Below are 13,482 nucleotides of genomic sequence, written 5' to 3' on the forward strand. Positions count from 1 at the left end.
CCCGGGTCAAATTGTCAGGACTCAGCCCAGTTTGTACCGTTGCTACCCCCCTCCCTAACCCTCCCCCACAAGGGGGGAGGGAACAGGTCTTTGCTGGAATTGGCCTGCACGTCTCAGCGGACGTGGTCCGAGTGAAAAAATAGAAGCCTGGGGCAGGCCTCGCCGCTTGCTCCATCGATAACAACGTAACCGCGCGGGGGCGCCATGACGGAAATGCCGACGACCTTACACCCGTCGCTGTGGCGGCGTGTCACGGCCGGCTATGCCAGGCTGCTGGAGATGTTGCTGGCGGCCAGCGTCGGCATTCTGGTGATGCCCGTCACCCTGCAAATCGTCTCGCGCTACACGTCGCTGATCCCCTCCTACATCTGGACCGAGGAGATGGCGCGATTTCTGTTCGTCTGGGCGATCATGATCGGCAGCATGGTTGGCGTCAGGGAGGCGCAGCATTTCGAGGTCGATGTCTGGCCGAACCTGTCGCGGCGCACTGAAGCCGCGGTGCGCATCGCGGCCCGGCTCGGGATTCTGGCGCTGGCGCTGGTGTTCGTCTGGGCAGGGATCGAGTTCACGCGGTTTGCCTGGAACCGGACATCGGAGCTGGCCGACCTGCCGCTGTGGCTGATCCACGTGGCCTGGCCGGTGGCCGGGGCAACGTGGATCGTGTTCGCCGGCGAGCAGCTTTGCGATGAAGCGCGCATCCTGTTCGGGATGGCGCCGGGAACAGCGCCAGGAAAGGCACCATGAGCGGAAATGTGCTGTCCGCCGGCCAGGCCGCCATGGTGTTGTTCGGCGTTTTTTTTGCCCTTCTGGCCGTGCGTGTTCCCGTCGCGTTTGCGCTGGGGCTCGCGTGTCTGCCGATCCTTCTGATCGAGCCTCATCTGTCGATGATGATGCTCGCGCAGGAGACGTTCAACGCCTACAACTCCTTCATCCTGCTGTCGGTGCCGTTCTTCCTGCTGACCGCGAACCTGATGAGCATCGGCGGCATCACCGACCGCCTGGTCGAGCTGTCGCGCGCCATGGTCGGGCACTGGCCGGGCTCGCTGGCGCAGATCAATGTGGTGCTGTCGGTGTTCTTCGCCGGTATCTCCGGCTCCTCGACGGCGGACGCGGCGAGCCAGTCCAAGATCTTCATCGATGCGCAAACCAAGGAAGGCTACGACCTCTCGTTTTCTATCGCCATCACGGCGGTGTCGGCGGTGCTGGCGGTGATCATCCCGCCCTCGATCCTGATGATCGTGTGGGGCGGGCTGATCTCGACCTCGATCGCCGCGATGTATCTGGCGGGCATCGTGCCGGGCCTTCTGATCGCGGGCGCGCAGATGGCCACCGTGCATGTCTACGCGGTGCGCCGCGGCTACCCGACCTATCCGAAATCGAGCTGGGTGGAGATGCGCTGTGCGATCTGGCGCTCGATCCCCGCTCTGGTCACGCCCTTCATCATTGTCGGCGGCATCCTGCTGGGCTGGTTCACGGCCACCGAATCCGCCTGTGTCGCGGTGCTGTATTCGGTGGCGCTGTCGACCTTCTTCTATCGGGAAACCGGTGCGAGGGAGCTCTATAAAGCGCTGCTCGACACCGGCCGCCTGGCCGGCGTCGCGCTGTTCTGCATCGGCACCGCCAGCGCCTTCGGCTGGCTGCTCGCTTATTACAAGATCCCGCAAGTCCTGCTGGCCAACGTCTCCACATGGGGCATGGGCCCGATCGCGGCCGGCTTCTTCATCTCGTTCTGTTTTCTGGTGGTCGGCTGCTTCCTTGATGCCATCCCGGCGATCGTGATCGTCGGCACCGTGCTCGAACCGCTGGCGAGGTCGGTCGACCTGCACCCTGTGCAGTTCGCCATCATCTCGATCGTCTCGCTGGCGTTCGGCCTGGTGACGCCGCCTTATGGCCTGTGCCTGCTGATCGCCTGCGCGGTCGCCGGCGTGCGCCTGCGTTATGCGCTCAAGGACACCGCCATCATGCTGGTTCCGATGCTGCTGGTGCTGGTGGCACTGATCGTCTGGCCCAGCGTCTCGCTGTTCCTGCCGCGGCTGATCGTTCCGGAGATGTTGAAATAGCCTATACTGGCTCGAGCGGGTGCACGGCGCAGAGATCGGCTTATTGCCGGTCTCGCTGATCGGGTGGCGCCGGTGAAAGGGCCAGAGATTGTTTCAGGGAATTGTTAGAAAGGCCCGGCCGGATGATGCGCCTGCGATTGCCGCCGTGCACGTCTCGGTGTCGCGCGAGACCTATGCTCATCTGTTCTCGGCGGAAGAGCTCGGTCAGTTTTCTGTCGCGCACCGGGCCAGGCAGTGGCACGCCATGATCGGGGAGCGCGACCGGGCCGATCTTGCGGTGTTCGTGGCGGAGTCTGCAGCCGACAAGACGATTTCCGGGTTTGGCTGCTGCAGCCGGCAGCGCTCCGACATGCTGGTCGAGCAAGGCTTCAACGGCGAGTTTCAATCCATCTATATCCTGCCGCCGGCTCAGGGCCGCGGCCTCGGACGGGCTCTGATGGCCGAGATGGCGCGTTACCTCAGTGCTCTCGCCATATCGGGCGGCGCCTGCTGGGTGCTGCGCGGCAACGCCGGAGCGCACCGGTTTTATGAAGCGCTTGGCGGAGAGATCGTGGGTGAGCAGGCGCTGGGGCCGGACACCGAAGCGACTTTGACCCAGGTGGCCTACGGTTGGCGGAATCTCGCGGCCCTGTCGGGCGATTGACCTCCCGCACGGTCAATGTTACGAGTTGTAGCATTAACGCGCAGCGCTCGCCGGGCATGTCCTCGCATGATTATTCTTGGTCGTCATCGTCCGCTTGTCCATGAAGCCTGGAGTGAAGGCGCTGTCCGCTCTGCGATTGAAGAGATCGCTGATGACGCCATCGCCCATTTCGATCCCGACAGGTTTTGGCCGGCTCATCCGAGCGACGACTCGGCAGGCGACGGCGACCCCAGTTTCTACAAGGGCGCGGCTGGTGTGATCTGGGCGCTGGATTATCTGCATCGCGTCGGGGCCGTCAGCGCCGCGGCGGACTTTCGCCCAGTGCTGCCCAGGCTGATGGAACGGACGATCGTCGACTTCAAAGCGAGTTCATCGGCCGATTACGAGAAGCACGGCTCGCTGCTGCGTGGCGATATGGGTGCGGCGCTGCTCGCCATGCGCCTTGCGCCCACGTCGGATGTTGCCGACCTGGTGTTCAGGCGTGCGGAAGACAACAACGAGCTGCCGGTGCGGGAGCTGATGTGGGGCCTGCCCGGGTCAATGATCGCCGCCATCCACATGACGGAGATGACAGGGGAGGCGCGATGGCGCGGCCTGTTTGAAACCCAGGCCGCCCTGCTGCTCGCCGATCTGGAAGATACACCGCAAGGTCCGTTGTGGACACAGGATCTGTACGGCGAGCGCGACCGCTGGCTCGGGCCGGTTCATGGTTTCGCCGGCAATGCCATTCCGCTGTTGCGCGGCTGGGAGTGGCTAACGCCACAGCAGCAGGCACACGTGGCGGAGTTCGTGCCGAAAGCCCTTGCCGCCAATGCGTGGGAGTCCGACCTCGGCACCACATGGGGCGCGCGAAGCAAGCGCGCGGCACCGCCACGGATGTGCCAGCACTGCCACGGCGCGCCCGGCATGGTGACGACATTTGCGGATGCGCCCTTCGCGGACCCTGACTTTGACGCGCTTCTGCTGGATGCCGGCCGCTTCAGCTGGGCCGCCGGACCGCTGACAAAGGGCGCGAACCTCTGCCACGGCACAGGTGGCAACGGTTACGCTTTCCTCAGGCTGTACCGTCGCACCCATGATCCGATCTGGCTCGATCGCGCCCGCCAGTTCGCGATGACAGCCATTGTCCAGTATCGCGGCGCTCAGCTCGCCGCCGGCCGCGGCCGGTATTCGCTGTGGACCGGCGATATCGGTCTCGCCATCTATTTGTGGGACTGCATCACCGGCGAGCCACGTTTCCCGACCGTCGACGTGTTCTGATCCCTCGTTTTGCCGGTCTGTTCGCGGGGCTCTTCGGCACAGCCGTCCGCACGTCAGGTCTTTCGGCTGACGCCTGCAGTGTCGGACGTGTCGGGCCCAGCCTCACCCCTGCAAGTGAGGCGGGTCGTCGTAGCCATGATGGCTGCTGTAGACCAGCAGCCCCAGCAGCCCCGCGCCGAAACCAATGGTCAGAACGGCACCGATCGTGAGCGGGAGGTATCCTTCGGTGGGCATCGCTCCGATGCCATAGACCGCGAACGCGATCGAGGCGGCGAGCAGCCCGAGCAGCAGGGTCCAGGTCGCAAGGATGGTGATACGCATGTGAAACCCTCCTTTTCGGAGTCAAACAAATTGCCGCGTTCCGGTTCCCGGTGGATCCGCAGGCCTGTCCGAATTTTCAGGCCCTCGCGCCGGTCGCGGCTCACGTCCCGCCATTTGTCCGCAGCGCCGACCAGAACGGAATCTCCCGGAGCCGAAGCTGGAGATTCTTCTCAACGCAACGTCACTGGTGGCGGGATTTTTAGTGGATGTGATGGCGCTGCGCCGATGGTCGATCACCCTCGAACGGCCGTGACCAAAAACAAAACCCGGGCTGAGGCCCGGGCTTGGTTTTTTGCGGCGCGAGGCCGATCCGGTCAGAACTTATAGCTGAGCGCGGCGCGCGCGATGCTCTGGGTGTAGTTCACGGAGTGCAGGAACTTGAGGCCGCCGCCGGCGATGTTGTACTGAACGCCGGTGTTCGGATTGATGACCGGCGCGCTGCCCTCGATATTCTCGAACGCCACATACAGCCATTCGCCGCGCAGCGACCAGTGATGATCGAACCGGTATTCGAGGCCAGCGCCGGCGGCGAGGCCGACCTTGATCTGGCTTGCCCCGAACGACGACACCGCCGGGCTGAGAATGTCGCTGAACGCGCTGGCGAACTTGATCTCGGACACCGCGAGACCGGCGGTGAGATACGGAATCCAGCCGCCGAAATTGTAGCCGACCCGTCCGGTGAACAGCGCCAGCCAATCCTGTTTCACGCTCTGGTTAAATGTGTCGAAGGGGGCGCCAAAGAACGTCCCGCTCCGGGTCACCGACGCCTTGGCGTCGACCCAGTCGAACGAGGCTTCGACCGCGACCACCCAGGGGGTGCTGGAATTGGTGAAGATGTAGCCGATCTGGCCGCCGACAAGGGCGCCTGAGCCCTTCAGCCCGTTGTTGCCGTCCCGAAGGACTGTCGCGGTGGCGATAGGGGTGTACGAATTGTTTCCAATCCCGAGATCCGAGCCGGCGTGGCTCCAATTCCCGCCACCGTTGACGCCGATGTAGAAACCGGACCAGTCGCGCGCCGGATCCACCGGCGGCGCCTTGGCATAGGGCAGGTCGGCCGCAGAGGCGGCGGTGACACTGAAAGCGGCGATGGCCGCGGCAATAACAAGTTTCATCGCAATTCCCCCTTGAAAATCACAATCAAGTGAGAGCCACCGTACCCTAGGCCGGACCGCTTGAATGTTCCCGATCGGCAACAGTCGGAAGCATTTTGAAACAAAGCGTTTCCTTGATTTTCTTCGGAAATTGCAGCGTCCGGGTACGCGGGTTCGCCGCCAGTGCATCCTGCCTACGTAAATACCTCTGCCGCAAGACGCGCGTCGCAACGTTTTGTCCGGTTTTGACCAAGCCCCGTCCCGACTGAACAAGGCTCACATCGATTGATCTCTGCGCTTCACCTCGCCCCGCTTGCGGGCTATCGGATTCACACATCTCGACGCGCGCATCTTGATGCCGAGATGATGATTTTACGGCTCCCTCCCCCGTGTGGGGCTGTCGAATTCACACATCTCTACCGTGAGAAAGAGAATCTGAATCAAGTGCTTAGGTGAATTAGACCCGTCATCCTGAGGTGGCCGCGCGTAGCGCGGCCCTCGAAGGGCGACGGCCAATGCTTAAATAGAATCGGCCGTGCATCCTTCGAGGCTCGCCCAGCAGTGCAAGAGCACTGCAAGGCTCGCGCCTCAGGATGACGGGTATAAGTTGATCCTACGCAGCCCAACGAGATGTGTGAATACGACAGCCGTGTGGGGGAGGGCGGGGAGGGGGTCCAGCACTCTGCGATTGAGATGAGTCTTGTGAAGTCACCGATGAGGCGTGCCTCAAGGGGGAGGGAGCGTTCATCGCATCGGCGAAAGAGATCAACCGAAGGCGGAGATGTGTGTTGGTCAGGCCGACGCGAACGATTGCGGCCGGTGCCAGCTGGCGGCTACTGTGGCCCCAGGGAAACGCCAGACAAGAACAGGGAAAAACAATGACACTTTCGCACCGGCCCAAACCGCGGTTCGTCGCGTCGCTCGCACTGATCGCCTCGCTCTGTTTCGCGTCGGTTGCGTCCGTTGCTCAAGAGCGGCCGAAGGTGACCAAAATCGCGCCGCCCAAGAGCTCGATCTTCATCGGCAACAGCTTCTTCTATTACAACGACAGCCTGCACAGCATGGTGCTGAACCTGCTCAAGACGGCCGATCCGGCTGATAAGGCCAGCTATCGCAGCACCTCGGTCACCATCTCCGGGTCCGGCTTCGACTGGCACGACATCGGTGTCTATTTCCGTCCCGATGCCGTCGGCCGCTATTCGTTCGACGACAACAACAATGTCGTGTTCAACAAGCTCGACAAGCTGTTCGACATCGCCATCATGATGGATTGCAGCCAGTGCCCGATCCATCCGCAATTGAAAGATATCTTCGTTGCGTATGCGAAAAAGAATGCCGAGATCGTGCGCAGTCACGGCACCGAGCCGGTGTATTTCATGTCCTGGGCCTATGCCGACAAGCCGGAGATGACGCGCCAGCTCGCCGATGCCTATACGGCGGCCGGCAATGCCAACAATGCGCTGGTGATTCCCGCCGGTCTTGCGTTCGCGCGCGCCATCGAGAAGCGCCCCACGCTCAATCTCTATGCCCCCGACAAGCGCCATCCCAGCCCCGCCGGCAGTTATCTCGCCGCCGCCACCGTCTACGCCGCCACCACCGGACAATCCCCGGTCGGCAACGGCTTTGCAGGCCCGGTGGACAAGGACACCGCGGCCTTCCTGCAGGGCGTGGCCTGGGAGACGGTGCAGGCGTATTACAAGGGCGAGTGAGGGGATGGGCTGGTGAAAGCGTGCAGGGCAGGTTAGCCGAAGGCGTAACCTGCCGCCAAGCAGCGCAGAGCAAGAAACGGCGGATTACGCTTTCGCTCATCTGCCGTACGACCGTAGCCCGGATAAGCGAAGCGGCATCCTCGAAGACGACATGAACAGGACTGGCGCAACGCGTGGCTCACCCGCGCTACGCTTTCTGATCGACTTGCTCAGAGAGATCCCGCGGTCACAATTCGAATGATGGCGAAGGAGCCGACCCCGACGGCCATGGCGACCGAAATTGAAAAAACGATACGAACCGCATTATCAAACGCACTGGACATAATGGCCTCACGACACTGCAGCAGACTGACAACGAACGGCATGCACGGAAGCGTCCGAAGCAGACCAAGGCCGGCTTCGGGAGTCAACGACCGGGGAACCGTGGGACTCCCGAATCTCGTCGGCCGTGACCGGCTTGCCACACCCCGGCCGGGTGCCCGGATGAGCCAGCGCCTCCACGGATGACCGGCTCCCATTCCAGGATATGTTGCGGCATGCTCGCTGCCCGCCTAACGGAGGCTCGAAGATGCAGGTCAGGTTCGCCGATGCCGGTGAGGTCGATCATCTCGCGCGATTGTGGCACGATGGCTGGCACGACGCGCACGCGCCTCTTGCGCCGCTCGAGCTGATCCGTCTCCGCACTCTGGCGAGCTTTCGCGAGCGGCTGCAGGCCGCATTCCCGGATGTCTACGTTGTCGGCCCGGCCGGCGCGCCCCTCGGCTTCTGCGTGCTCAAGGGTGAGGAGTTGTCTCAGCTTTTCGTCGCCCCTGAGGCGCACGGCTCGGGCGTCGCCGCGGCATTGATTGCCGACGCGGAGGCACGGCTCGCCCAGCGCGGTGTGGAGACGGCGTGGCTCGCGTGTGCGATCGGCAATGATCGCGCCGCGCGATTCTACGAGAAGAGCGGCTGGCGCCTGGCCGGCACATTCGTCATGTCGTCGGAGACCTCGAACGGCCCTTTTCCGCTGGAGCACTGGCGCTACGAGAAACGGCTCACGCGCCCAACGTGAGCGTGCGATCGGGGAATTCGATCGGAACGTCCTTTGGCGGCCCTTCGCGATATCCACGCGGGTGACAGTCTGGCTGACGACGCACGTGTGGCTTGGCTAGTACCGCCGATCTGAAGTTCCTGCACCATTTGCCGCAAACTCGTTCCAGGACCTTCAGATCGAAAAGCGGTGCTAGAATCATAGGTTTGCTAGTGCCCCTGATGCATCCGAAGTTCGTGTCAGAGAGCGCTGCGACGTATCACGAACTTCGAATTCGGGACACTAGAACCGCAGCCGCATGCTGATGGAACGGCCTTCATCCTGCGGGTCCCAGCTCGGACACGCGCGAAAGCCGAGCCCATGATACAGCCGATGCGATGCGGCGAGTTGTGCATTGCTCATCAGACGAACGGCCTTGAAATTCCGGGAACGTGCGTCATCAAGCAGATGCCTCGCGAGCGCCGTTGCAAGCCCGCGTTTCCGCCACGCCGTCGCAACAAACATCCGCGAGAGCTCGCACTCGTCGTCCGAGATGCCACGGATGGCGCCGGTTGCGACAACACAGCCTCGCATCTCCTGGACCAGGAAAAGACCGCCGATGCCGGTTTCCCCTGCCGCCCGATCGATGTCGTCCAGAGCGTGCGGCAGGAGGAGAAAGTCCCGGACAAATACGTCCGGGTGAGCCTCAAAATTCTCCCGCCAGACGTCGCGTATCAGTGCTTTTGCGCCGTTCACGTGGTGCGGACGCAAACGCTGGATGACTGGAAATTCACGCTCTGAATGCATGTCCTCGTTGCTCATCGGCGCTTGCTCGTGATCGGCAAGACTATATCGCGTCGGGTGGGCTGGTGCGACTGCGTCATATACAAACATGATTCTCATCCCGAGGAGATACGAGGCGGCAGGACCAACCGCGGCTGCCGAGGGGTCATGCGCCGACGAATGCCGAGGCGCGCACAGCCGCCGATGAAGCGATTAGGCACTTGTTCGAGGGGCCGCGCCGCTGAACGGGCCGGCGCTTGATGCGCGATGCGACATCGCAGTGGTCCACCTCCCGCGTCGGGAACGGCGCGCCTCTCGCATATGGGAGATGCGACGGGATCGGTTCTCCCATATGGGAAGCTGATCGGTCGTGGTTCGAGCGCGTCCCGCGATGCGGGCGGGCTGCGAGACGTGATCTAACCGCGACGTTTTCCAACACTGACTTTCCAACAGTGGCTTTTCCAGCAGTGAGTTTTCCAAAAGTGGACTTGGTTTGAAAAGTGACTTGGTCTCACATCGCCTATGGGGCGATCGCCGTCTGGTGTCTCGGCGCACTCGGCCTGTCGGGGCGGCAAAATTACCTCGGCCTGCACATGCTCGCCAACCTGGCTCCCGGTGTGAGCTTTTGGGATTGGAGGCTGCGGTGGCCCCGGTCGACCTTCCGGCGCGATCCTGCCTTGTTCAATGCGACGGGGCAGCACTACCGCGAACGCGCCATCGCCAACGAACGTTTGCTGTTCTGGTGGATCGTCGGTGGCTTTGCCGTCTTTCTCGGCTTCGTCGTCTCGCTTTAGCCAGTGCAATCCGGAGAAACGGAAGTTAGCGCGTCATGGCCATTGCTGCGTCGATCTCAGCGTAGGCCTCAGGGGAGCCTTCGCGGAGACGTTGCGGATGCCGGCGGCTTTGACGGGTTCGGTCACACGTCCGATCCGGGCCGGGGTCTGCTCATGGTTCCATCGTGCCTTCCCGCCCGAGCGCCATGTCTGCCTCCACCACGGGATCGTTGAAGGTCCAGCGAGGGACCGTGCGTATGCGGTCGAGGCCGGCGAAGATATCAGCCGCAAAGCCTGCGGCGTCCTGCGAATCCTCCCGGAGTGCGGCCTCGAACTCCCGGCCGAACCCGTTGAAGCCGTCGGCATCCAGCTCGCACAGATGAATCTGATTCCAGTCGATTGTCAGCGCCGGGTCACGGTAGAGCACCGCCGCCGTCTCCATTGCCCGGAACGTCCCGATCCTGTTCGCCCGCACGAGCTTCGCGGCGGCAGGGCCGCAATAGTCCCTCATGACGTCCCTGTAGTCGCGCAGATATCTCGATTGCACGTCGATATATTCCAGCGACGCCTGCCGTTCGGGCCGATCGGCCGAGCCCTGCCAGTCGCGCGGCAGGATGAAGGATGAAGGGGTGGTCAGAAGAATCTCCGCGCGAAGCAAGTGCATCTCCGGTGGTTGCCGCCTGACCACGAGCTCAAGGATGACGTCGGCAGGAACCAGGTCGCGAAAGTAGCTGAGTTCGAGATGGCTCCACACCGGCGCGTCCGCAGTGTTGCGAGAAACACTGCGATGCCGATAGAGCGCCTGCCCGAGGCATGTGTCGCCGAAGCGCGCCCAGTTGACGGCGCTGTCCTTGAGCGCGGTTTCCGCTTCGGGATCCGGCGCCTGGATCGTCCGTGCCAGCACCACGAGGCGGTTGCCGGGCTCAATCCGGGCCAGATGACGGGTGAGGTTGGCCATCTCAGATTGTCTCCTGTTCGACGAACTCCAGCGCCAGGCCATGCGATGCAGCGGGCGCAATCAGCAATGCGGTGTCGATGACCTCGAATGCGACAGCGTTATGGGCCAAAACCCGTCTGGTCGCATCGAGATCGGTGACCGCCACGCGCGCCGCACAGAAGCGCGGCGAACCCTCCGTGGCGCAACCCGGCAGCCGGCGCGCCATGTTGGACGGGCCGAGCACTGTGATCCGGTCGCCGCGCTGGCCGACCGTCAGCCGTCCGGGCTCGAGCTCGGCTTGGCTCTGCGTAAGACGCTCGAGGAAGGCGCGATGTTGCGCGGGCTCCGACGCCGACATCACGACCTCGATCACGCGCAACGCGCCGTTGGCGTGGTGCTGATAGTCCGCCTTCCAGAACAGCTCCGGCGGATGACGTTGCTGGCAGGTGAAGAAGGCGATCCCGGGCATCGCGGCATCGGTGGCAAAGGCCAGTGAAAACGCAACGCGCGCCGTGCCGCCGCCCGGCAGCACCGCGTCACGGCCGAAGTCGAACGGCGCATAAGCGCCGATGTGAGCCGTTTTGAAGCGCGCCGCATCGGCATGGGCGTCGGTGCTGTGCAAGGCCAGCATCGACATACCCTCGGCTGTCTCAAGGAAAGTCTGGTTGTGGGCGGCGAAGCTGAATCGGCCGGGCGCGGCGGGCTGCACGGCCGCAACGTCGGTGACGGCCAGCAATTCCAGAAAATTATTGCCGAACATCGCCAGGCGGTTGCTGGTTCCAAAGGGATGGACGCCGGTTGGCGTCAGGGTGAAGCCGAGCGTTTGCCAGTCCGACGCGGCCCGCGCCAGATCGTGGACACAGATGACGAGATGATCGAGGCGGCAAGACCCGAGGTGGTGAGGCATGAGATCTCCGGATGTTGCGAACCGACCGTAACCGGAGCCGCCAGGCCGGCGCAAAGCATGGTTGCTGCGGTCAAGCACTAGAAAATCTATTGCAAGGCTACGGCCTGTCGGTGTCAAACTGCCAACGGGTCCGCGCAAAGCGCGGCCCGACGACAGGCTCCAGATGACCTACACCCTTCCGCCTCTCAACGCGCTTCGCGCATTCGAAGCCGCCGCCCGGCATCTCAGCTTCAAGCTGGCCGCGCACGAACTGCACGTGACGCCCGCCGCCGTGGGGCAGCAGGTGAAAGCGCTGGAGGCGCGCCTCGGCGTGCGCCTGTTCGAGCGGCTGCATAAGCAGCTGATCCTGACCGCGGCCGGTCAGGCCTATCTGCCCGGGATATCCGATGGTTTTCGTCGTATTGCGGACGCGACCTCGCAATTGAAACCGGCCGGTGCGGTGCTGCTGCAACTGGGGGTCCATGGCGGATTCGACCTGCGCCGCCTCGCGTTGGCGGAGTTTCGCGGCGCGCATGCGGACATCGGTTTGCGGGTGCTGTACCCCGCCGGCTTGCACGAGCTGGTCGAGGGCAAGGTCGACCTGCTGATCGCCCGCGGTCTTGGCCACCATCCGGGCTATCGCTGCGACCGGGTTTATGAGGGATCAGGTCTGGGTGATTGGCTGATTGCGCCTGAAGGCACCGCGGATTGTCCCGAGGTCGTCAGCTTCCGCGAATGGCTGCGCGCGCTGCCGGCCGAGAACTCGCTCGCAAACCACCGCCGCCCACGTCTGGTCGGCAGCATCGGACGTTGAGGCGACCGGGAAGCAGGAAGCTGCTGATCTTTTTGAGCCCCTATACACACTGGATCGCAATCTGCGTGCTGCCGCTTGTGGTGATCTATCCGTTTTGCGCTTGCGCCACACCGTCTTGAACGGCAGCGAACGCTGTGAGACGTTCGCGTCATGAAAACTGCTGTGATCTACATCGGCGCTGCATTCGCCGAAATCGCGGGCTGCTTTGCGTTCTGGGGCTGGTTGCGTCTCGGCAAACCCATCGCCTGGCTGCTGCCGGGCCTGCTCGCGCTCATCCTGTTTGCGTATCTGCTGACATTGGTTCCGACCGATGCGGCCGGGCGCGCCTATGCCACGTATGGCGGCATCTACATCGTCGCCTCGCTGGTCTGGCTGTGGCTGGTCGAGAGCACCGCTCCGGATCGCTGGGACATCGCGGGCGCGTCGCTGTGCCTGATCGGTGCGGCCGTCATCCTGTGGGGGCCGCGCGGGTAGCAGATCCGGGATTCAGGCCGCGGCGCGCGCTCCGCTGCGTGACGCCTCGCGCAGGTCGTCCCGTGCATGACGGACGATGGTCCAGCCGCCCGAGAGTCCGAGCCCGGCCATGACAGCGGCAACGATCACATCCGGCAACCCCGTCCCGGTCCCGAACACGCCGCCGGCCGCGAGCAGAACAGCGACGTTGCCGATGGCGTCGTTGCGCGAGCAGATCCAGACCGAGCGCATGTTGGCGTCGCCGGTTCGAAAACGATAGAGCAAAACGGCCACGGCGCCGTTGGCAACGAGCGCGACAACGCCGACGAAACCCATCACCTCCGCGCGTGGCAGCGTGCCGAGCCAGGCATGAACAGCCGCGGTGCCGAGGATCCACACGCCGAGCCCGATCAGGGTCAGCCCCTTCAGCAAGGCCGCGCGGGCCCGCCAGGCCATCGTCATTCCCGCCACACCAAGGCTGATGGCGTAGTTGGCGCTGTCGCCGAGAAAATCCAGCGCGTCGGCTTGCAGCGCCGAGGAGCCCGCCGCCAGGCCTGCGGCGATCTCGGCCACAAACAGGGTGGCGTTGACCGCGAGCGCAATCCAGAGCGCGCGCCGCCAGGCCGGGCTGTCCAGTGCCGTGGGCGCGGGAGCACAGCAATCGTCGTGGGCGCAAGCGGGCATCGGCGAATTCTCCAAAACCTTCGACTTTTCCAGACGCAGGGTGCATCCTCTGGTGACTA

15 protein-coding genes are annotated in these 13,482 nt (G+C 63.6%); 9 read left to right on the forward strand and 6 right to left on the reverse strand.

Features of this window, described 5'->3' with window-relative positions:
- The first annotated feature begins 204 nt into the window (after positions 1 to 204).
- From RS897_RS23200 to RS897_RS23215, 4 genes are all read left to right on the forward strand, one after another.
- Positions 205 to 744 carry a TRAP transporter small permease gene (locus tag RS897_RS23200; protein ID WP_315831061.1) on the forward strand — a complete coding sequence of 180 codons (540 nt, stop codon included), beginning with the start codon at positions 205 to 207 and terminating at the stop codon, positions 742 to 744.
- Positions 741 to 2,060 (forward strand): TRAP transporter large permease, encoded by a 1,320-nt coding sequence (locus RS897_RS23205; protein ID WP_315831062.1) that lies wholly within the window; start codon positions 741 to 743, stop codon positions 2,058 to 2,060. Before RS897_RS23200 ends, RS897_RS23205 begins: the two co-directional genes overlap by 4 nt.
- A gap of 88 nt (positions 2,061 to 2,148) precedes the next feature.
- Positions 2,149 to 2,703 carry a GNAT family N-acetyltransferase gene (locus tag RS897_RS23210; RefSeq protein WP_315831063.1) on the forward strand — a complete coding sequence of 185 codons (555 nt, stop codon included), beginning with the start codon at positions 2,149 to 2,151 and terminating at the stop codon, positions 2,701 to 2,703.
- A gap of 66 nt (positions 2,704 to 2,769) precedes the next feature.
- The gene (locus tag RS897_RS23215) at positions 2,770 to 3,963 is read left to right on the forward strand and encodes a lanthionine synthetase C family protein (RefSeq protein WP_315831064.1); all 1,194 of its coding nucleotides are present in this window, start codon (positions 2,770 to 2,772) and stop codon (positions 3,961 to 3,963) included.
- Positions 3,964 to 4,065: 102 nt separating this feature from the next.
- On the opposite strand, the gene RS897_RS23220 is transcribed toward RS897_RS23215, so the two are convergent.
- Together RS897_RS23220 and RS897_RS23225 are read right to left on the reverse strand one after the other, a co-directional pair.
- Positions 4,066 to 4,284 carry a hypothetical protein gene (locus RS897_RS23220; RefSeq protein ID WP_315831065.1) on the reverse strand — a complete coding sequence of 73 codons (219 nt, stop codon included), beginning with the start codon at positions 4,282 to 4,284 and terminating at the stop codon, positions 4,066 to 4,068.
- A gap of 314 nt (positions 4,285 to 4,598) precedes the next feature.
- Positions 4,599 to 5,396, reverse strand: a complete 798-nt coding sequence (locus RS897_RS23225) for an outer membrane protein (protein WP_315831066.1) — start codon at positions 5,394 to 5,396, stop codon at positions 4,599 to 4,601.
- A gap of 857 nt (positions 5,397 to 6,253) precedes the next feature.
- Between RS897_RS23225 and RS897_RS23230 the strand changes: the two genes are divergently transcribed.
- Both RS897_RS23230 and RS897_RS23235 read left to right on the forward strand, forming a co-directional pair.
- Positions 6,254 to 7,084, forward strand: coding sequence for a hypothetical protein (locus RS897_RS23230; protein ID WP_315831067.1), 831 nt, complete (start codon positions 6,254 to 6,256; stop codon positions 7,082 to 7,084).
- Between the two features lie 568 nt (positions 7,085 to 7,652).
- On the forward strand, positions 7,653 to 8,135 hold the full coding sequence (locus RS897_RS23235; RefSeq protein ID WP_315831068.1) for a GNAT family N-acetyltransferase: 483 nt from the start codon (positions 7,653 to 7,655) through the stop codon (positions 8,133 to 8,135).
- 261 nt (positions 8,136 to 8,396) lie between these two features.
- On the opposite strand, the gene RS897_RS23240 is transcribed toward RS897_RS23235, so the two are convergent.
- Positions 8,397 to 8,915: a GNAT family N-acetyltransferase gene (locus RS897_RS23240; protein ID WP_315831069.1), complete on the reverse strand. Its 519-nt coding sequence runs from the start codon at positions 8,913 to 8,915 to the stop codon at positions 8,397 to 8,399.
- A gap of 461 nt (positions 8,916 to 9,376) precedes the next feature.
- On the opposite strand from RS897_RS23240, the gene RS897_RS23245 reads away from it, so the two are divergent.
- A complete protein-coding gene (locus tag RS897_RS23245) occupies positions 9,377 to 9,670 on the forward strand; it encodes a hypothetical protein (RefSeq protein ID WP_315831070.1) in 294 nt (97 codons plus the stop codon).
- A 151-nt stretch (positions 9,671 to 9,821) separates the two neighbouring features.
- Here the strand turns inward: RS897_RS23245 and RS897_RS23250 are convergent, their stop codons facing one another.
- Both RS897_RS23250 and RS897_RS23255 read right to left on the reverse strand, forming a co-directional pair.
- Positions 9,822 to 10,607 carry a hypothetical protein gene (locus RS897_RS23250; protein WP_315831071.1) on the reverse strand — a complete coding sequence of 262 codons (786 nt, stop codon included), beginning with the start codon at positions 10,605 to 10,607 and terminating at the stop codon, positions 9,822 to 9,824.
- Between the two features lies 1 nt (position 10,608).
- Complete coding sequence (locus RS897_RS23255; RefSeq protein WP_315831072.1) at positions 10,609 to 11,493, reverse strand: VOC family protein; 885 nt, start codon at positions 11,491 to 11,493, stop codon at positions 10,609 to 10,611.
- Between the two features lie 163 nt (positions 11,494 to 11,656).
- Between RS897_RS23255 and RS897_RS23260 the strand changes: the two genes are divergently transcribed.
- On the forward strand, positions 11,657 to 12,286 hold the full coding sequence (locus tag RS897_RS23260) for a LysR family transcriptional regulator (protein WP_315831073.1): 630 nt from the start codon (positions 11,657 to 11,659) through the stop codon (positions 12,284 to 12,286).
- A gap of 150 nt (positions 12,287 to 12,436) precedes the next feature.
- A complete protein-coding gene (locus RS897_RS23265; protein ID WP_315831074.1) occupies positions 12,437 to 12,760 on the forward strand; it encodes a YnfA family protein in 324 nt (107 codons plus the stop codon).
- A 12-nt stretch (positions 12,761 to 12,772) separates the two neighbouring features.
- On the opposite strand, the gene RS897_RS23270 is transcribed toward RS897_RS23265, so the two are convergent.
- Positions 12,773 to 13,423 carry a cation efflux transmembrane domain-containing protein gene (locus RS897_RS23270; protein ID WP_315831075.1) on the reverse strand — a complete coding sequence of 217 codons (651 nt, stop codon included), beginning with the start codon at positions 13,421 to 13,423 and terminating at the stop codon, positions 12,773 to 12,775.
- Positions 13,424 to 13,482: the final 59 nt, after the last annotated feature.

This window comes from Bradyrhizobium prioriisuperbiae, from assembly GCF_032397745.1.
GTDB classification, from domain to species: Bacteria; Pseudomonadota; Alphaproteobacteria; order Rhizobiales; family Xanthobacteraceae; genus Bradyrhizobium_A; species Bradyrhizobium_A prioriisuperbiae.